This is a genomic window from Microbacterium sp. NPDC055988 (assembly GCF_042269505.1).
Classification (GTDB): Bacteria; Actinomycetota; Actinomycetes; order Actinomycetales; family Microbacteriaceae; genus Microbacterium.
The window spans coordinates 1,838,185-1,855,846 of sequence record NZ_JBHJXY010000001.1 but is presented as its reverse complement, the minus strand read 5'-3'; the positions used below and the strand labels follow the sequence as shown (position 1 = coordinate 1,855,846).

At 68.1% G+C, this 17,662-nt stretch carries 20 protein-coding genes and 3 tRNA genes; 6 read left to right on the top strand and 17 right to left on the bottom strand.

Annotation, left to right across the window (positions count from 1 at the left end):
* Position 1: 1 nt before the first annotated feature.
* The 15 genes from ACFC14_RS08885 to ACFC14_RS08815 all read right to left on the bottom strand — a co-directional run bounded on the left by ACFC14_RS08885 (position 2) and on the right by ACFC14_RS08815 (position 12,630).
* A complete protein-coding gene (locus ACFC14_RS08885) occupies positions 2–2,146 on the bottom strand; it encodes a PH domain-containing protein (RefSeq protein ID WP_376103140.1) in 2,145 nt (714 codons plus the stop codon).
* Positions 2,143–2,724, bottom strand: coding sequence for a PH domain-containing protein (locus ACFC14_RS08880; protein WP_136040958.1), 582 nt, complete (start codon positions 2,722–2,724; stop codon positions 2,143–2,145). The genes ACFC14_RS08885 and ACFC14_RS08880 overlap by 4 nt, the downstream gene beginning before the upstream one ends.
* The gene (locus ACFC14_RS08875; RefSeq protein WP_136040959.1) at positions 2,675–3,157 is read right to left on the bottom strand and encodes a DUF3180 domain-containing protein; all 483 of its coding nucleotides are present in this window, start codon (positions 3,155–3,157) and stop codon (positions 2,675–2,677) included. The genes ACFC14_RS08880 and ACFC14_RS08875 overlap by 50 nt, the downstream gene beginning before the upstream one ends.
* Positions 3,154–3,693, bottom strand: coding sequence for a 2-amino-4-hydroxy-6-hydroxymethyldihydropteridine diphosphokinase (gene folK / locus ACFC14_RS08870; protein ID WP_376103136.1), 540 nt, complete (start codon positions 3,691–3,693; stop codon positions 3,154–3,156). Before folK ends, ACFC14_RS08875 begins: the two co-directional genes overlap by 4 nt.
* A complete protein-coding gene (gene folB, locus ACFC14_RS08865; RefSeq protein ID WP_376103133.1) occupies positions 3,690–4,085 on the bottom strand; it encodes a dihydroneopterin aldolase in 396 nt (131 codons plus the stop codon). Before folB ends, folK begins: the two co-directional genes overlap by 4 nt.
* Before the next feature lie 44 nt (positions 4,086–4,129).
* Positions 4,130–4,939 carry a dihydropteroate synthase gene (gene folP / locus ACFC14_RS08860; protein WP_376103132.1) on the bottom strand — a complete coding sequence of 270 codons (810 nt, stop codon included), beginning with the start codon at positions 4,937–4,939 and terminating at the stop codon, positions 4,130–4,132.
* Positions 4,939–5,544 (bottom strand): GTP cyclohydrolase I, encoded by a 606-nt coding sequence (gene folE / locus ACFC14_RS08855; RefSeq protein ID WP_376103129.1) that lies wholly within the window; start codon positions 5,542–5,544, stop codon positions 4,939–4,941. The genes folP and folE overlap by 1 nt, the downstream gene beginning before the upstream one ends.
* A 1-nt stretch (position 5,545) precedes the next feature.
* Positions 5,546–7,546 carry an ATP-dependent zinc metalloprotease FtsH gene (ftsH, locus tag ACFC14_RS08850; RefSeq protein WP_376103126.1) on the bottom strand — a complete coding sequence of 667 codons (2,001 nt, stop codon included), beginning with the start codon at positions 7,544–7,546 and terminating at the stop codon, positions 5,546–5,548.
* Positions 7,547–7,617: 71 nt separating this feature from the next.
* The gene (gene hpt, locus ACFC14_RS08845; RefSeq protein ID WP_029262844.1) at positions 7,618–8,169 is read right to left on the bottom strand and encodes a hypoxanthine phosphoribosyltransferase; all 552 of its coding nucleotides are present in this window, start codon (positions 8,167–8,169) and stop codon (positions 7,618–7,620) included.
* Between the two features lie 55 nt (positions 8,170–8,224).
* Positions 8,225–8,677 (bottom strand): hypothetical protein, encoded by a 453-nt coding sequence (locus ACFC14_RS08840; RefSeq protein ID WP_376103123.1) that lies wholly within the window; start codon positions 8,675–8,677, stop codon positions 8,225–8,227.
* Between the two features lie 148 nt (positions 8,678–8,825).
* On the bottom strand, positions 8,826–9,326 hold the full coding sequence (locus ACFC14_RS08835; protein ID WP_376107143.1) for a hypothetical protein: 501 nt from the start codon (positions 9,324–9,326) through the stop codon (positions 8,826–8,828).
* A 29-nt stretch (positions 9,327–9,355) separates the two neighbouring features.
* On the bottom strand, positions 9,356–9,799 hold the full coding sequence (locus ACFC14_RS08830; protein ID WP_376103120.1) for a hypothetical protein: 444 nt from the start codon (positions 9,797–9,799) through the stop codon (positions 9,356–9,358).
* 118 nt (positions 9,800–9,917) lie between these two features.
* Entirely contained in the window at positions 9,918–10,433 is a 516-nt protein-coding gene (locus tag ACFC14_RS08825) for a hypothetical protein (protein ID WP_376103118.1), read from the bottom strand.
* Entirely contained in the window at positions 10,430–12,367 is a 1,938-nt protein-coding gene (locus ACFC14_RS08820) for an alpha/beta hydrolase (protein WP_376103115.1), read from the bottom strand. The genes ACFC14_RS08825 and ACFC14_RS08820 overlap by 4 nt, the downstream gene beginning before the upstream one ends.
* Positions 12,364–12,630 (bottom strand): hypothetical protein, encoded by a 267-nt coding sequence (locus tag ACFC14_RS08815; RefSeq protein WP_376103112.1) that lies wholly within the window; start codon positions 12,628–12,630, stop codon positions 12,364–12,366. Before ACFC14_RS08815 ends, ACFC14_RS08820 begins: the two co-directional genes overlap by 4 nt.
* A gap of 138 nt (positions 12,631–12,768) precedes the next feature.
* Between ACFC14_RS08815 and ACFC14_RS08810 the strand changes: the two genes are divergently transcribed.
* Positions 12,769–13,371 (top strand): DUF937 domain-containing protein, encoded by a 603-nt coding sequence (locus tag ACFC14_RS08810; RefSeq protein ID WP_376103109.1) that lies wholly within the window; start codon positions 12,769–12,771, stop codon positions 13,369–13,371.
* Positions 13,372–13,424: 53 nt separating this feature from the next.
* Here ACFC14_RS08810 and tilS read toward each other — a convergent pair whose 3' ends face one another.
* A complete protein-coding gene (gene tilS / locus ACFC14_RS08805; protein WP_376103106.1) occupies positions 13,425–14,426 on the bottom strand; it encodes a tRNA lysidine(34) synthetase TilS in 1,002 nt (333 codons plus the stop codon).
* A 76-nt stretch (positions 14,427–14,502) separates the two neighbouring features.
* On the opposite strand from tilS, the gene ACFC14_RS08800 reads away from it, so the two are divergent.
* Together ACFC14_RS08800 and ACFC14_RS08795 are read left to right on the top strand one after the other, a co-directional pair.
* A complete protein-coding gene (locus ACFC14_RS08800; protein WP_376103103.1) occupies positions 14,503–15,144 on the top strand; it encodes a TMEM175 family protein in 642 nt (213 codons plus the stop codon).
* Between the two features lie 45 nt (positions 15,145–15,189).
* Positions 15,190–15,681 (top strand): inorganic diphosphatase, encoded by a 492-nt coding sequence (locus tag ACFC14_RS08795; protein ID WP_376103100.1) that lies wholly within the window; start codon positions 15,190–15,192, stop codon positions 15,679–15,681.
* Between the two features lie 79 nt (positions 15,682–15,760).
* Here ACFC14_RS08795 and ACFC14_RS08790 read toward each other — a convergent pair whose 3' ends face one another.
* Positions 15,761–17,134, bottom strand: coding sequence for a peptidoglycan DD-metalloendopeptidase family protein (locus ACFC14_RS08790; RefSeq protein ID WP_376103097.1), 1,374 nt, complete (start codon positions 17,132–17,134; stop codon positions 15,761–15,763).
* A 210-nt stretch (positions 17,135–17,344) separates the two neighbouring features.
* Here ACFC14_RS08790 and ACFC14_RS08785 point away from each other — a divergent pair.
* The 3 genes from ACFC14_RS08785 (at position 17,345) to ACFC14_RS08775 (ending at position 17,662) form a co-directional block, all read left to right on the top strand.
* Positions 17,345–17,417: transfer RNA gene (locus ACFC14_RS08785), tRNA-Glu, on the top strand.
* A 29-nt stretch (positions 17,418–17,446) separates the two neighbouring features.
* A tRNA-Asp gene (locus tag ACFC14_RS08780) sits at positions 17,447–17,520 on the top strand.
* A gap of 69 nt (positions 17,521–17,589) precedes the next feature.
* Positions 17,590–17,662: transfer RNA gene (locus ACFC14_RS08775), tRNA-Phe, on the top strand.

The following is a 17,662-nucleotide window of genomic DNA, read 5'->3' as shown; positions in this document are numbered from 1 at the left end:
GTCACTCCTTCGGCTGATCCGACGGTGCGGGCGGAGGCGTCCTCCGACGCCGGAGCTGCGGCTCTGCGGGAGGAGGCTCTGCGGGAGGAGGAGGAGGAGGCTGCGTCGCCGCCGGCGCGGGCGCAGGTGCAGACGGCGCAGCGGCAGGTGCGGGCGGCGCAGCGGCAGGTGCGGGCGGCGCAGCGGCAGGTGCGGGCGGTGCGGGAGGCGCAGCGGGCGGCGCCGGAGGCGCAGCAGGTGGCGCCACGGGCGGTGCAGGAGGTGCAGCCGGCGGGGCGGCAGATGCGGGCGGTGCCGGAGGCGCAGCAGGCGGCGCCGCAGGTGCGGGCTGCGTGAAGGCCTGTGCCGGCGGGGCGAACGGAGCCGGTCGCGCACCGGGAGCCGGCGGTGCGAGGTTCGGCACGAAGGACGGCGGGGTCACGGAGGGCGTGCCTGCGTACGCGGGCGGCCCCACCGGCTGGACATCCGGCGCGGCGGCCACCCGCTCGCTCCATCGGTGGGTCGTGTCGCGCGATGCGGCCTCGGCGGCCGCGCGGCTGACGTCGTCGAGCAGTGCCAGGGCATCGGCGCGCTCAAGACCCGAGAGGTAGCCCGTGATGGGGCCCGGAACAGTGTGCACCTGCGCGCCGGAGACCCGCTGCACCCGGTCGATCGGCCCCTGGCTGAGCGAGACACCCTGCAGGCGGGCGAGGGGGAACACGGCGAGCTTGCGCCAGACGATCCCCCGACGCAGCACGAGGCCGAACTCCTCCACCAGGTACCCGTGACGCTTCCATGAGAACGGACGCCGCCACCACGCACGCTGCGGCATGGTTCGGTACGCGTCGCCTTCGACCGGTCCGACGACACCCTGCTCCCAGAGGGAGGGGATGCTCTCGACGGGCACGTCGGGCAGCACCAGCGCGAGCACGCGCTCGACGTCGGCGCGCTTGCCGACCGGCAGCACCACGTTGAACTGCTGCCCGCTTCCGGAGGACTGCTGAGCCGCGCTCTTGCCGCTCATCCGGTTGATCTTGATCGTCCACCAGCCGAACGGCCGCCACAGCAGCGACTGCGTCACCTCGACGGCGAAGATGCGCCCCGGCGGGAGCGTCTCGGTCACGGTCGTGAGGAGTCCGTAGGTGATGCGCACGCCGTCGGGGGTGGGGGCGATCGAGTAGCGGAGCGACTTCGAGATCTGCGCCCAGGTGATACCGACCACCGCGATCACGATCGGCACGCCCATGCCCAGACCCAGGCCGAGAAGCACGACTCCGCCGTCGGTGTCGCCGTCGATCAGCAAACCGATCAGCGCGCTGCCGAACGCGATCGCGAAGATCGCGCCGAAGAACACGAACCACAGCAGGCCCGAGATCAACTGCGATCCGACGAGGCGACCGGTCGGGATCTTGACGACGCTCTCGGGGACGACGTCGGCGAGGTCGACGCCCGCGAGGAGGTCGTTGACGCCGGCGTTCACGGAACCGACCAGCTGTGCGCGAGCGGATGTCGGCGCGACCTCCGCCGGCGCCACGGACGTTCCGGGGTTCAGCGCGGCGTTGCGCGCCGCCCTGGCACCCGAGGCGAGGCGCAGGATGTCTGCACGCACGGATTCGGCGCGGGACGTCGCGAGGTACTCGAGTTCGACGTTCGCATCGTTTCCGGCGCCGACGACCTCCAGCTTCGCGAGTCCGATGATGCGCGCCGGGAACGGTCGGGTCAGGTTGACGCCCTGCACCCGATCGAGCGGAGCCCGGCGGTGCGAGCGGAAGATGATGCCCTTGCGAACCTCGACGTGGTCGCCCGTGATCCGGAACTGCTGGAAACGCCAGACGAACCAGAAGATCAGCACGAGCACGATCACCAGTCCCAGCACACTCAGCAGCGCGACCAGGATCAGGTTGTTGGAGAGGACCCAGTCGACGGGATCCCCACCGGAGTAGTCGCCGTAGTTCACCTCATCCGGCGCGAAGAGGTCGACGGCCCACCCGATGAGGCGATCGCGCATGTTCGCGATCACGATGCCCGCGATGATGATCAGCGCCAGTCCGCCCTTGAAGAGCGGGGTGAGGGGGTGCATGCGATGCCACTCGCCGTTGGCGAGGGTCGTCGACGGGGCGCCGCCGGCCTGCGCGGGCGGAGACGGCGGGAGCTGCGGCTCGCTCACAGGCCGGTCCGGCGGGTCTCGGCGACGTGGATGAGGGTGTCGCGCAGTGCCTCCGCGGCCTCCTGCGTGAGACCGGGGATCTGCACACCGGTGGTCGCGGCGGCCGTCACCATCTTGAGCTGTGCGATGCCGAAGCCGCGGTCGAGCGGGCCCTGGGTGATGTCCACCAGCTGCATGCGACCGTAGGGCACCGCGATCATGCGCTGCCAGAGGATGCCCTTGCGGAACACGATGTCGTCGGCGCGCAGCATGTAGCCGATCGCCTTCGCCTGCCGCGGAAGGATGATGAGCGCGATCACCGTGATGAGGAGGATGATACCGGCGGGGATCCACACCCACTGCTGGTCCAGGACCAGACTGAGCACGAGCGCCGCGGCGGCGACGATCACGATGAAGATCACGTTCTGCACGATCTGCGAGACCACGTAGCGCGGCGAGATCTGGTGCCACGCGCCGTCGAGCTCGAGCCGGGCCTCGTTCCGAGCTGTCCGCAACTCGGAGTACGTGCCCTGGTCGAGGGCGGCGAGGTCAGTGCCCTCCGCCGGGTTCAGGGGCGCGGTCTCTGGGTTCTGAGTCATCAGGATCCTTCGGCAGGGTGCAGAACTGTTCGGCGACGAGCGCGGCGATCGTGAGGACGATCGCGCTGCCGATGAGGGCCAGCATGGCCACAGTCGACCCTACCTGTGGATCGACTGGCCGTGAGAGGAGGAATGCCAGCAGTCCCGCCCCGAAACCCGCCATGATGGCGCCGAGCAGGCTGGACGCGCGGGCGAGCGTGGCCGCTCTCAGTGCGCGGAACGGGTCGATGCGGACGCCCGAGCGCACACTGCGCCGCACCGGCCAGGCGACGCCCAGTGAGGCGGCCGCGATCAGCACGAGCAGTACCGGGAGGAGCAGCGACGGCGTGAAGGTGACGCGCCCCGCCGCTGTGAGCAGATGATCGAGCAGGAAGCCGCCGCCGGCTGCGAGCAAAGCGAGGAGGAGCAGGAGCCCTGCAGAGGTGCGCCTCATCCTTCGCCCCGGCTGCGCAGCTCGGCCGCGAGGTGGGCCACCCGCCCTCGTCCGAGAAGCTCCGCATCCGGGTCGACGTCGAGCCACGGGTCGAGCACGAACAGCCTCTCGGCGGCGCGCGGGTGCGGCAGCTGCAGACGCGGTTCGTCCGAGACGACGTCGCCATAAGCGATGAGGTCGAGGTCGAGCGTGCGATCGCCCCACCGTTCACGACGTTCCCGACCGTTCTCGTCCTCGATGGCGTGCAGCATCCCGAGGAGGATCTCCGGGGCGAGACGCGTGGTGACCAGTGCGACCGCGTTCACGTACCCCGGCGCCTCCGGATCCGGTCCGTCGAGGCGGAGGGCGACGGTCTCGAACAGTTCGGACAGACGCACGTCGCTCACCAACGGCAGGCGTGCGATCCGCTGCGCCGCCGCGCGGATCGTCTCGTGCCGATCGCCGAGATTCGCGCCGAGGGCGACGACCGCCACGGTCTCCGGGCGAGGCGGGCGGGCCCCGGGCACCTCGGGCGCCTTCGCGAGGTCGCGGCTCATATCGTGATGTCCTCGAGCGCCTGCGGCGGGCGACTGCGATTCACGGTGACCGCCACATCGGCGAAGTTCAGCGCGATCGGAGCGTGCGGCTTGTGCACGGTCACGGTCACGTTCTGCACCCGCTCGTCCTCGAGCGCCACCGAGGCGATGCGCTCGGCGAGCGTCTCGATCAGGTTCACCGGCGCGCCCGCGACGACGCCCGCCACCTTCTCGGCGAGCTCCCCGTAGTGCACGGTGTCGGTCACGTCGTCGGAGGCCGCGGCCTGATCCAGCGACAAGCGCAGGCGAAGGTCGATCGTGAAGTCCTGGCCCTCCTCCCGCTCGTGCGTGTAGACGCCGTGGCGGCCGAAGACGGTCAGACCGGTGAGGACGATCTCATCGAGGAAATCCATGCCTCTAGCGTACGGGGGACCCACCCCATCGGCTGGGTGGGAGTTCAGCCGGCCCAGGCGTGCTCGATCGCGAGCGCGTCGCGGGTGCCGGCGACGTCGTGCACGCGCACGGCCCACACTCCGGCGCGGGCCGCCAGGGCGCTGGTCACGGCCGTCGCGAGATCGCGGCGCGACTCGGAGACCTCGTCGTCCGCGCCGGCTTCCCGACGGAGCGCCTCCGCCAGGAAGCGCTTGCGCGAGGTGCCGATGAGCACGCGCGGCCCCAGGGCGACGATCTCGTCGAGTCCGCGCAGCACGTCCCAGTTCTGCGCACCGGCTTTCGCGAACCCGATACCCGGGTCGAGGATCAGCCGAGACGGCGCGATCCCGGATGCCGCGGCCTCGCCCATGCGCTCCTGCAGCTCCCCCGCCACCTCGCGCGCGACGCGACGGTACTCGGCCTTCGCATACATGTCTGCGGAGAATCCGCGCCAGTGCCCGATCGAGTAGTCGGCGCCGGACTCCGCGACGGCCGCCCGCATCTCGGGGTCCGCGAGACCTCCGGAGACGTCGTTCACGATCCGCGCGCCGGCCCGCACGGCTGCGGCGGCGGTGGCCGCGTTGAGCGTGTCGATGCTGACGGGCACGCCCGCCGACGCCAGCTGCTCGATCACCGGGATCACACGCTGCTGTTCGATGTCGGCACCCACGCGTTCGGCACCGGGCCGGGTCGACTCACCGCCGACGTCGAGCACCGCAGCGCCGTCGGCCCGCAACCGCAGACCGTGGGCGACCGCCCGATCGACGTCGAGGTAACGACCACCGTCGCTGAAGGAGTCGGGGGTGACGTTGACGATGCCCCAGATGCTCGTCATCAGCGCGCTGTCCCAGAGCCCGCCGACGCGCCGATCAGCGTGATCAGCTCGGTCCTGGCGACGGGATCCGTGTACTCCCCGCGCGCCGCGATCGTGAGCGTCGACGCTTCGCTCTGGCGTCCGCCGCGCATCGTGACGCAGCCGTGCGAAGCGTCGAGCACGACGAGCACTCCCCGGGTGTCGAGGTGCTCCGCGATCGTGTCGGCGATCTGCTCGCCGAGGCGCTCCTGCACCTGCGGACGGGCGGCGAGGATCTCGACCACGCGCACGAGCGCGCCGAGACCGACGACCTGCTCACCCGGGAGGTACGCGATGTGGGCGTGCCCCGCGAAGGGCAGCAGATGGTGTTCGCAGACCGAACGGAAGCGGATGTCGCGCAGCAGCACGGCCCCCGAGGGCAGGGTGTCGGGTGCGGGTCCGCGGGAGACGCTGATGGTGCGTGCGAGCGGCTCGGCGGCATCCTCCCCGACGCCCGCGAAGAACTCGGAGTACAGCTCGGCCATGCGCGACGGCGTCTGCTTCAGCCCCGGTCGATCAGGATCTTCGCCGATGGCCTCGAGCAGCTCGCGGGTGAGTCGCTCGACACGGTGCCTGTCGACGGTCACGTCACGCCGTCGCGGGTCGCGGGTTCCCGGCTCCCGCCGAACCCTGCTGCGCACGCGGCGTGGTGGCGGGAGCTTCGACGGATGCCGCGAGCGAGACGTCCTTCTTGGGCACTTCGATCGGGGGTCGCTCCGACACCGGGCGGTCTTCGCTCGACAGCCACAGCGGACGCTCCGGAAGCTTCTTCACCTCGGTGAAGATCTCGGCGATCTGGTTGTGGTCGAGGGTCTCCTCCTCGAGGAGCGCCAGGGCGAGCTTGTCGAGGATGTCGCGGTTCGCGCTGATGACCTCGTAGGCCTCGTTGTGCGCCTGCTCGATGAGCGCACGCACTTCGGCATCCACCCGCTCGGCGACCCGCTCGGAGTATTCGCGGCCGCGTCCCATGTCGCGACCGGCGAAGGGTTCGCCGCCCTCGCTGCCGAGCTTGACCGGTCCGACCTGTGTGGTCATGCCGTACTCGAGCACCATCTTGCGGGCGATCGAGGTCGCCTTCTCGATGTCGTTCGATGCACCGGTGGTCGGGTCATGGAAGATGATCTCCTCCGCGACGCGACCGCCCATGGCGTAGGTCAGCTGGTCCTGCAGCTCGTTGCGGGTGACTGAGTACTTGTCGTCCAGCGGCAGCACCATCGTGTAGCCGAGGGCCTTGCCGCGGGGCAGGATCGTGATCTTGGTGACCGGGTCGGTGTAGTTCATCGCCGCTGCTGCGAGTGCGTGTCCACCCTCGTGGTACGCCGTGATCAGCTTCTCCTTGTCGCGCATCACGCGGGTGCGGCGCTGCGGTCCGGCGATCACGCGATCGATGGCCTCGTCGAGGGCACGGTTGTCGACCAGCTGCGCGTTCGAGCGGGCGGTGAGGAGAGCTGCCTCGTTGAGCACGTTGGCCAGGTCGGCGCCGGTGAAGCCGGGGGTCTTGCGGGCGACGACCTCGAGGTCGACGTTCTTCGAGAGCGGCTTGCCCTTGCTGTGCACTTCGAGGATCTTCTGACGGCCCTTGAGGTCGGGGGCGTCGACGCCGATCTGGCGGTCGAAGCGGCCGGGGCGCAGCAGTGCGGGGTCGAGGATGTCGGGGCGGTTCGTCGCGGCGATCACGATGACGTTCGCGTTCGGGTCGAAGCCGTCCATCTCGACCAGCATCTGGTTGAGGGTCTGCTCGCGCTCGTCGTTTCCACCGCCCATGCCGGCACCGCGGTGGCGGCCGACGGCGTCGATCTCGTCGATGAAGATGATGGCCGGGGCATTCTCCTTGGCCTGGCCGAAGAGGTCGCGCACACGAGAGGCACCGACACCGACGAACATCTCGACGAAGTCCGATCCGGAGATCGAGTAGAACGGGGCTCCTGCCTCACCGGCCACGGCGCGGGCGAGCAGCGTCTTGCCGGTTCCGGGAGGGCCGTACAGCAGCACGCCCTTCGGGATGCGGGCGCCGATGGCCTGGAACTTGGCGGGATCCTGCAGGAACTCCTTGATCTCGTGGAGCTCTTCGATGGCCTCGTCGGCACCGGCGACGTCGGCGAAGGTGACGGTCGGGGTCTCCTTGTTGACGAGCTTGGCCTTGGACTTGCCGAACTGCATGACCTTGCCGCCGCCGCCCTGCATCGACGACAGCAGCCACCAGAACAGGAGGCCCAGCAGCACGAGCGGGAGGAGGAGCGAGAGGAAGCCGTCGAACCAGGTCGCACGCGGCACGGCGTCGTTGAAGCCGTCCTTCGGAGCCGCCTCGTTGATCGCGGTGACGACCTCGTCGGCGCGGGCGTCGACGTAGTAGAACTGCACGTTCTCGGAGCCCTCGAACGCCTTGGACAGCGTCATGTCGACGCGCTGGTCGCCGTCGGTGTTGACGACCTCGGTGACCGTGGTGCCGGAGAGGAGCTTGAGCCCCTCCTGCGTCGTGATCTGCTTGGGCGCACCCAGATTCGAGATCAGCAGGAAGCCGCCGAACAGCAGCAGGCCGATCAGCGCGACGTAGATCAGCGGATTCCGGGTGAGCTTCTTCACATCCATGATCGGATCAGCGTATCGCGCGCGCCCTAGGGGGTCGCTGTACGTTCACCCACGGCGTAGCGTGCCGCGCGTCAGGAGTAGACGTGCGGAGCGAGCACGGCGACGTCGCGCAGGTTGCGGTAGCGCTCGTCGTAGTCGAGGCCGTATCCGACGACGAAGTCGGTGGGGATGTCGAAGCCGACGTACTTGCAGTCGATGTGGACCTTCGCGGCCTCGGGCTTGCGCAGGAGAGCCAGCACCTCGATCGACTCGGCGCCACGGGATCCGAAGTTCTCCAGCAGCCAGCTGAGGGTCAGACCCGAGTCGATGATGTCCTCGACGATCAGGACGTGCTTGCCGTTGAGGTCGGTGTCGAGGTCTTTGCGGATCTGCACGACACCGCTCGACTTGGTGCTGGCACCGTAGCTCGACACCGCCATCCAGTCCATTGGGGCGTGGAACGGCAGTGCCCGCGCGAAGTCGGCCATGACCATGACGGCCCCCTTGAGGACGCCGACGAGCACGAGGTCCTTGCCCTCGTAGTCCTGGGCGACCTGCGTCGCCAGCTCATCGAGCTTGGCGAGGATCTCCTCCTCTGTGACGAGGATCTGAGCAAGGTCGTCCTGGATCTCCGCGGCGCGCATGGATCGATTTTAGGTGACGGAACCGGATGCTCCGGTTCAGGGTTCGCCGTTGCGATCAGGAATGGATCTCGTCGTGGTCGCCGCGGGTGGTCTTCGGGCTGAGCACACCGATCTCGATGGTCTCGTACTTGCCCTCCTCGGAGCGCACCCACGTCACCTCGACATACCAGTCGTCCTTGCCGTAGGCGTCGGCGATGCGTCGCCCCTCCGACGTCTCACGAGCGTCCGTGTGCTCCCACCCGTCTGCGAGTAGTTGCGCCGCGATCGCCTTCGCCGCCTCTTCAGACGCCCCGTCGCGCTGAACCGGCTCGACGTAGGTGTCGACCTGCCACCAGACGGAGTCGTCCGCCGAGGGTTCGGCGGAGACCGGGTGCTGGAGCATCCGCCCTCGGGACTCGACGTCGGGAGTCGTCGTCGGCGCAAGGTCCGCCGGGATCATCCCCACGATCTCCTCCGCCAGCGCCTCCGCCTTCACCTGATACTCATCGAGGCGACTCTCGGCCGTCATCGCACACCCTCCCACGATGCATGCCGCAGCAAGCACGGCCAACGCACCCCAGAGACGCCTCATGCGTCAGGACGACAGCTCGTCGCTGTCGACGCGCACCGTCTCCGGGCTCACCATGAGGACGCGCTGGCTCCCTGTTCGGCCTCGGTCAAGAGGAGATTTCATCATGGTCTCCGCGCACCGTCGTCGGGCTGACCACAGAGATATCGAAGCGCTCGACCTTGCCCGGTTCAGACCGCACCCAGGCGATCTCCACATACCAGTCGTCACGACGAAAGCCATCTGTGGTGGTGCGACCCTCGCCTGTTTCCCTGACGCGCTCCACCGTCCAGCCATCTGATTGCATGGCCTCCGTCACCGCGGCAATCGCCTCAGCCGCCGCTCCCTCGCGCTCCACGAGGCTGACGTAGGCCTGAGCCTGCCACCAGGCGGGATCGCCCGGACGTTTCTCGGTGGAGGCCCCGTTCTGTGGCGCTTGCCCCCGTGAGTCCAGCTCGGTATCGAGCGTCGGCTCCAGGTCGGCCGGGATGAGTTCGACCACGCTCATCGCGATCGACTCGCTCTCCTTCTTGTACTCGTCAAGTCGACTCTCCGGTGTCGGTGTCACCGCGCATCCTCCCAGAATCATCACGCAGACGAGCGCGACCATCACTCCCGTCAGTCTTCGCACCATTCGGCTCAGGAATGGATCTCGTCGTGATCGCCACGGATCGTGTCAGGGCTCACCACGAGGACCCTCAAGCTCTCGATCGTTTTCGGAGTAGAGCGTACCCATGCGACACGCACATACCATCCGTCCCGTCGATACTCATCCGTCTTGTAGACCGGATCCGGGGAGCCCGACTCTTCAGCCTTCTTCCATCCGTCGTCAACGAGCGCGGTTTTGATCGCTGTGGCCGCGGTCTCGGACGCCGCAGGCTCGTCGAGCATGACCACCGAGGTCTTCACTTCCCACAAGGCGGGCGTTTGAGGGGTGTCTCCCATGCTCTGCGCCAGCCGCCCGGCGGAGGCACTATCCGGGGCTTCATCCGCAATCACTGCTGCGGGAATGGACTCCACGACCTGCTTCGAGATCGCCTCGCCTTCGGCTCGAAACTCATCCAACCGACTGTCAGCCGACACGGCACACCCTCCGATCAAGCCCACCGACGCGAGCAGTGCAACGATTCCCCACCATCCCGCATCAGTCGATCCTCGCGGCTGATGAGATCGCAGCCCGATGTTGATCCCATCGGGTCTGTCAGGACCGAATCTCGTCGTGATCGCCGCGCACCGTCTTGGGGCTGAGCACTCGGATATCGATCGCCTCGTGAAGCCCCGACGCCGCGGTCACCCAGACGACCTCCACGTACCAGTCGTCGCGCCGGAAGCCCTCTGTCACGAGCCGGCCTTCCGAGGTCTCTCGGACCCGCTCGTGCTCCCACCCATCGGCCGTCATCCCATCGACGAGCGCCGTCGACGCGCGTTCAGAAGACCCCGGCCCACTCCCGAGTTCGACGTTCGCGTCGACCTGCCACCACACGGAGTCGTTCGGTGACGGGTCGGCCGAGATCGGGTTCTGCAGCATCCGTCCAGACGAATCCAGCGTCTGCACCGGACTCGGTTGGAGCTCACCCGGAATCAGCTCGACGATCTCCGCAACCCGTTCCTCAGCTTCAATCTTGTAGTCGTCGAGCCGGCTCTCGCTTACACTCACCGCACACCCCCCCAACGCGAACACGGCGACCATGATCGCCGCAGCCCATACTCGTCTCATCCGTCAATCCTCACGTACTCAGGCTCGAAATCCGACTTGTCGATGCCGTCGGTGCGCATCGGGGCCTGGATGACCGGCCCTGCTCCCGGCACTACAATTGGCCGCGGGTTGTACACCTCGTCCGGCGCGTACAGCATCGCGTCACCCCCTGTGATGACGGCGATGATGTTGTCAAACGCCACCGATCTCGGGTCGTACACCGAGCTGTGGCTGTCAATACCGCGTGGGGTCCCGTTGCCCTCGATATTGAAGTCCTCGAGATCAACGATGCGGCCGCCTCGCTCATCCTGGATCCAACCGGTCTCCAGGCGAGTCACACCGTCCGCCGTGAGTGGCGACTGGCCGTGCATCTGCCCCGGACCATTCCCCTGGATCAGTCCGACAACCAAGTCGTCGCGCGCCATCATCGAGTAGTGCGGAACCGCAGAGGTGTTTGGGAAGTCGCCGATGCCGCTAACGCCGGCGCCCATCCCGGCTGCCGAAACGTAGAGGACCCGGTCCGCGGCCAGTCCCGCGGTCTCGGCCAGACCGACGGTCGCGCCGCCGTAGCTGTACCCCAACACAGTCAGCGCCGATTCGCTCGGCTCACGTATCGCGGATACGAAGTCCACGAGTCTTGGCGCCAGATCCTTCGAGAAGGAAGCATCTGTGGGCCCCGGGAGTTCGAGCTGCGGGAACGAACCACCGGCCCACTGGAAGACTGCCGTTTCGTATCCGGCCGCTTGATAAAGGTTCCGCGCAGTTGAATCCCCGAAAGCAGTCATGGACGTCGCCGTGCCCGGCACCGAGACGGCGACGTTGCGTATCCACTTCGGGATATCGCCAGTCAACGGATCGATCGGGCCGTGATAGGTCGCGATCGCATCCGCCGCCGGGTCGAAGACCACCACGCGGGCACCAGCCTTTTTCTCTTCCTGTGGGGCGTTCCACTCATCGCGCCACTCATAGTCCTGCTCGAGCAAGCTCTTCCAGTAGCCGATCGGCTCCCGCAGCTGCGCGATCTCGTCGCTCAGGCTCTTCCGCCGCTGGGCGCTCCAGTGGTTCCGCGCGTCTATCACGTCCAGCTTCTCCTGCAGCCGCGCGATCTCGGCTTCCCGGCGCGCGATCTCGTCGCGGATGTTGGTGTGGTTCGCGGTGACCCGGTCACGGATCGGGATGCCGTTGAGGTTCCCGAGGATCATCGGGGATGCGGCGAGCAGCGCATCCCGCGTCGCCTGATCCATCGTGTTCCACGTCTCACGGATGATGTCCGGATCCCCGAGACCGGCCAGGGACTCGGCCGTGATCGCATTGACGTTCCCCGCCCACGCGAGGCTGGCTGCCGCGAACCCCGCACCGCCGACCTTCCCGCCCTGCGTGACGGAGGAGATGAGCGGTACGGCGGCGATCGCGTTCACGGCACGCTGGTCGATCGCAGTGCGCTCCTCCGCCAGCGTGTTGTACGACGCCCGCGCCGTGTAATAGTCGTCGATCGCGTCCTGCCAGCGACGCAGGTAGCTCGGGTCGTCGACGTACATCCACGACGGCAGCACCGCGTCCCACGGCAGCGCCCAGCCCGTGACGAACTCGCTCGCCGCACTCAATGCCTCGGCCCGACGCACGAAGATGTGGTCGTACGCGTTCTGCGCGGCGCGAAGCCTCCGCGCGGCCTCGCTCTTCAGCCCTTCGAGATCGGTGGCGTAGGCGGAGATCGCGGTCGAGATGCCATCGAGTCCTTCGGCCGCCTCGCCGAAGCGCTGCGAGAGGAGCACGACCCGCGCACCGAGCGCATCGGCCGACGACGCCGTCATCGAGGTGATGCTCGCGAGCGCGGCATCCGCGTCGCCCTTGCGCTCCCGCGACGACCCGGCCCGCGTGGAGAAGGTGGTCGCGTAGCCGCTGACGGTGCCGACGTCGCCGCGGGTGGGATCGTCGATCAGTCCGGGGAGGTTCATCGCGCCGCCTGCGCGAGAGCCTCGTCGGAAGCGGTGAAGGTGCTGTCCACGGATGCCGCATCGGTCGCGGAGTTCGTCGCCGTCCGCGCAAGCGCCGACAGGATCTGGGTGAGCAGCGATTCAGCCTCGCCCAGCGCACCTTCCACCGCGGACGACCCGGTGCCGCCGAACGACAGACACGACGTGACGATCGGCGCGGCCCCCGCCGTCAGCCGAGCTTGCGCCGCGTCGAGCGCCTCTTTCTGCACATCGAGATCGGTCACCGATCTTCCTTCCCCCCGGAAGCCTCCACCATAGAACGTGCGGCCGACGGTGGCGATGGGCAGATCTCCCCATCCCCACCGCATCCGCACTACTGTGAGCGGTGATGTGGGCGGATGCCCCGGACGGAAGGATTCACCATGGCTCTTGACGACATCCTCACGCAGGTTCCGATCGACGACATCGCCGAGAAGCTGGGTGTCTCGCGGGACGAGGCGAAGCTCGCTGTCGAGCAGGGCGGCGCCGTGCTGCTGGGCGGGCTCGCGAAGAACGCGGAGACCGACGAGGGCTCCGCGGCCATCCAGAACGCGCTGAAGAAGCACGAGGGCACGGCCGGCGCTTCGAAGGTCGACGACATCGATCAGGCCGACGGCGACAAGATCGTCGCGCACATCCTCGGCTCCAAGAAGACGGAGGTGACGAAGGAGCTCACCGAGTCGAAGGCGACCCCCGGCATCGACTTCGGCAAACTCCTCCCGATCCTCGCCCCGATCGTGATGGGCCTCATCGCGAACGCGACCAAGGACAAGACGGCGAAGGCGGATGCCGGAGCCGAGAGCTCGGGCGGCATCGGCGACGTCATCGGCGGGATCCTCGGCGGCGGCAACAGCGGTGGCTCATCCGGCGGAGGCGGAATCGGCGACGTGATCGGCGGGCTGCTCGGCGGTGGCAACAGCGGTGGCTCCGGCGGGGGCATCGACCTCGGCGGCATCCTGGGCGGCCTCTTCGGCGGCAAGAAGTAGGAGGTCGCCCGACGCATCCGGTCGCGAGGCGAAGGCGCTGCGGCGGAGGGTCCTCAGCGGCCGGATGCGGTGAAGACGATGCGTCCGCCCTGGCGCACAGCCGAGCACCCGGGCAGATCGATCGGCCCCTGACCGCGCCAATCGGTGGCCAGCCGCGCGACCTCGACGGTCTGCGTCCTCGTGAGGCTCACCCCGAACTCGCTGTCGACGACGAGGCGGATGATGCGGTTGCGCAGTGCCGCGGGGTTGGCGGCGAGCGCCGCGACGCTCACCGAGATGCCCGCCTCCGCGTGCTCGACGATGTCCTCGATCGTCTCGTGGATCATCTCGTCGAAGGCCTCGGCGTCTTCCCGCAGTTGCTCCGCGGTTCGGGCGAGCGCCGTCGCGATGCCAGGACCGAGTTCGGCCTCGAGCACGGGGAGCACGCGCTCGCGCACCCGAACCCTGGCGAAACGCTCGTCGAGATTGTGGGGGTCGTCCCACACCTCGAGATCGGATGCCGCGCAGAACGCCCGTGTGGTCTCGCGACGGACGCCGAGCAGCGGACGGACCCAGCGGAGCCCGTCGTCGTCCTCGCGGGAGGGTGCCATTCCCTGCAGGCTCGTGGCACCCGAACCGCGCGCGAGCCCCAGGAGCACGGTCTCCGCCTGATCATCGAGAGTATGTCCGAGCAGCACGGCGGCCGCTCCTTCCGCACGCGCGATACCGGCGAGCGCCGCATAGCGGGCATCACGGGCGGCAGCCTCTATCCCCGCGCCGGACAACCTGTCGACCTCGACGCGGGTCTGCAGCGCGCCGTCGACTCCGATGCCCTCTGCCGCGACCGCCGCCGCGCCGGCGATGAGGGACGACCCGTCCTGCAGGTCGTGATCGACGGTCAGGCTGAGCACCCGGATCCCGCGGCCTCGTGCCTCGAACACCGTGGCGGCGGTGAGAGCAAGCGAGTCGGCACCCCCGGAGAGGGCGACGATCACGGTCGACCCCTCGGGCAGGTCGGGGAGCGCTGTGCGCACGGCCAGGCGGATCTCGGCGATGGCGGGAGAGAGTGATGGCACGGTTCCACGCTAGGGCACGCTCCGGCTCTCGCCCACGCCCGTGCGGGCGGCACGACGACAGGTCTATCCTGACGCCGTGACCGATATCCCGCGCACGCGGCCGTTCCGGACCGAGCGATTCAAGGCGTTCGTCGACGCCGTGGTGGCGATCGCCATGACGCTGCTCATACTCCCCCTGATGGAGTCGGTGTCCGAAGCCGCATCCGGCCACATGAGCACGGCCGACTTCTTGCACGAGCACTCCGGTCAGCTGCTGAGCTTCGGGCTGAGCTTCCTCCTGATCGCGACGTTCTGGATGGGGCACCACCGCCAGTACCGCGACGTGGAATTCGTCACGGGTCCCCTGCTGTGGATCAACGTCGCGTGGATGGCGACCATCGTGTGGCTGCCGGTTCCGACCGCGATGATCGGGCAGATGGACACCGACCCTCTGCAGGCGGTGGTGTACATCGGCACGCTGATCATGACGCAGGTGACGACCCTCGCCGGATGGCTCTACCTGGCACGTCACCCCGAGCTCGGCACCGTGTCCAACGAGACCATCCGCCTGGGGGCGATCGGCGACATCGCCGCGATCATCCTGTTCGCCGCGGCGCTCACGATCGCCGTCGCGGCTTCACCGAACGGATACGCGGGACTGTTCCTGCTGCTGCTGAGCGACCCGATGAGCCGCCTCCTGAATCGCCTCTTCCGAAAGCGCCGAGCGAGCCGCGGGTAGGCTAGTCCGCGGCATCCAACCGAACTTTTCCTGAGGAGCACACGCATGGGCGCACACGACGCCGTCATCGAGATCCCGCGCGGCAGCCGCGTGAAGTACGAGGTCGACCACGAGACCGGACGAGTGCACCTCGACCGCGTGCTCTACACGACCTTCGGCTACCCGGCCGACTACGGCTACTTCGACAACACGCTCGGCGAGGACGGCGACCCGCTCGACGTGCTGGTGCTGCTCGACCACGCCATCTACCCGGGTGTCGTCGTCGAGGTCCGTCCCGTGGCCGTGCTGAAGATGAGCGACGAGGCCGGCGGAGACGACAAGCTCGTCGCCGTGCTGTCGAAGGACCCGCGCTGGGCGCACATCCAGGACATCGACGACGTGGCCGACTTCACGAAGAAGGAGATCGAGCACTTCTTCGAGCACTACAAGGACCTCGAGCCCAACAAGTGGGTCAAGGTCGACGAGTGGGGTAACGCCGCCGAGGCGCAGCGCATCCTCGACGAGGCGATCGTCCGCTTCGGCGAGCAGGGTCACTGACCCGCTGCATCGCCAGACACGGAAGACCCTCGGTCCCGCAGAAGCGGCCGGGGGTCTTTCGGTTGCTGTGACCCTGAGCTCAGGCGGAGACGCCGTGTCGGGCGAGGAACTGCACGGGGTTGACGGCGTTGCCGTTCTGGTAGACCTCGAAGTGCAGGTGGCAGCCGAACGAGCGACCCGTGTTGCCCGCGTACGCGATGACCTGACCGGAGCGGACCCACTGGCCGGACCTCACGACGATGCCGCCGTTGCGGATGTGCGCATAGCCGGTGCCGATCCCGCCGCCGTGCTGGATGCGGATGTAGTTGCCGTAGCCACCGTTGTAGCCCGCGTAGTCGACGGTGCCGGACTGTGCGGCGTAGATCGCGGCTCCGCAGCCGTTCGCGAAGTCGGTGCCGTAGTGGAAGCTCGAGGAGCAGCCCTGCGGACCGCACTGCTGCGAGCGGGGACCGTAGCCCGAGCTCTTGCCCCCACCGTGCGGACGGCACCAGCCGCCGCTGCCCTGGGATCCACCGCCACCGCCACCGCCACCACCGCCACCGTTTCCGGCGGCGGCCGCTGCGGCCTCACGGGCCTCGCGCTCCTTGCGCTTCTTCTCCTCGATGGCGACGCCGACCTTGTAGCCCTCGACCGTCTTCGCCGTCGCGTCCTTGAGCGCCGCGAGCTGAGCCTGCATCGTGGCGAGATTCGCGGACTGCTCGTCGAGCGCGGCCTGAGCGGCGTCGGCGGCCTGCTGCGCCACGACCATCTTCTCTTCGGCGATCTTCTGCAGCCGATCGCGCTCGTCGCGGGCGACCACTGCCTGGTCGCTCATCGACTGCGCGGAGTTCCGGGCGGCGACCGCATCGTCGTACACCGACTGGTTGTACTCGAAGAGCTTGTCCATCGTGCCGAGCCGAGCGAGCAACTCGTCGGCATTGTCGGCAGAACCGGTGAAGAGCAGCTCGAGGGAGGTGTCGTCACCGCCGTTGCGGTAGAGCTGCGCGGCGACCTGACCGGCCTTCTTCGCGGACTCGTCCGCCTTCGCCGACTGCTCGTCGGCCTTGGCCTGAAGCGAATCAGCCTCGGTGGCCGCAGCGAAGTACTTCTGCTGCGCCTCGTAGAACTCGTCGGCAGTGGCCTTCGCCACCGCCTGCGTCTCGGCGACCTTCTGGGTCAGCGACTGGATGAGCCCCTCGATGCGGGTGACCTCGGCGGCCTTGGCGGCCTCGCTGCTCTTCGCGCGCTGCACGTCGTCCCAGCTCGGATACGAAGCGGCATAGGCGGCGGAGACCCCGTTGGAGATGCCGAAAGCGCTGAGTGCCACGACGCTGAGCACGCCGAGACCGAGTGCACCACGGCGGCTGAGGCCGTCTTTGCTGAACGCACGGCGTTCGGTCGGGCTGGGCGCGCAGCCGCAATCGTCTGAAGCCGCGGCGACCGCAGCGTCCAGAGTGTTCTGGTCGTCGTTCACACGGCCCCTTCCGCCGGTTTCACAAATGCCACACTAACAACAACCTTCACATCAGCACCAGGCCGACCGCACGGTCGACGACGCACGCCGGACAGGTCCATCGTCCTCCCGAAACACGCCCGGGGGAAGCCGCCGCGCCCTCGATTCGCGATTTGCCCGAAACATCCCTTATGCTTGAGCGTCGGCAAGGAAGTCCCCCGGGACTGACTCGGCCCCATCGTTTAGCGGCCTAGGACGCCGCCCTTTCACGGCGGTAGCACGGGTTCGAATCCCGTTGGGGTCACACCTTCCGATACAATTGAAAACAAGTATGGCCCTGTAGCGCAGTTGGTTAGCGTGCCGCCCTGTCACGGCGGAGGTCGCGGGTTCAAGTCCCGTCAGGGTCGCTCCGTGCGATGAGCTCTTTCTTCGGAGAGGGCTCTTCGTCTAGGACGCGACAGGTTCGCCGGTCGCGCGGCTCTGTAGCTCAGTTGGTAGAGCGTTCGACTGAAAATCGAAAGGTCACCGGATCGATGCCGGTCGGAGCCA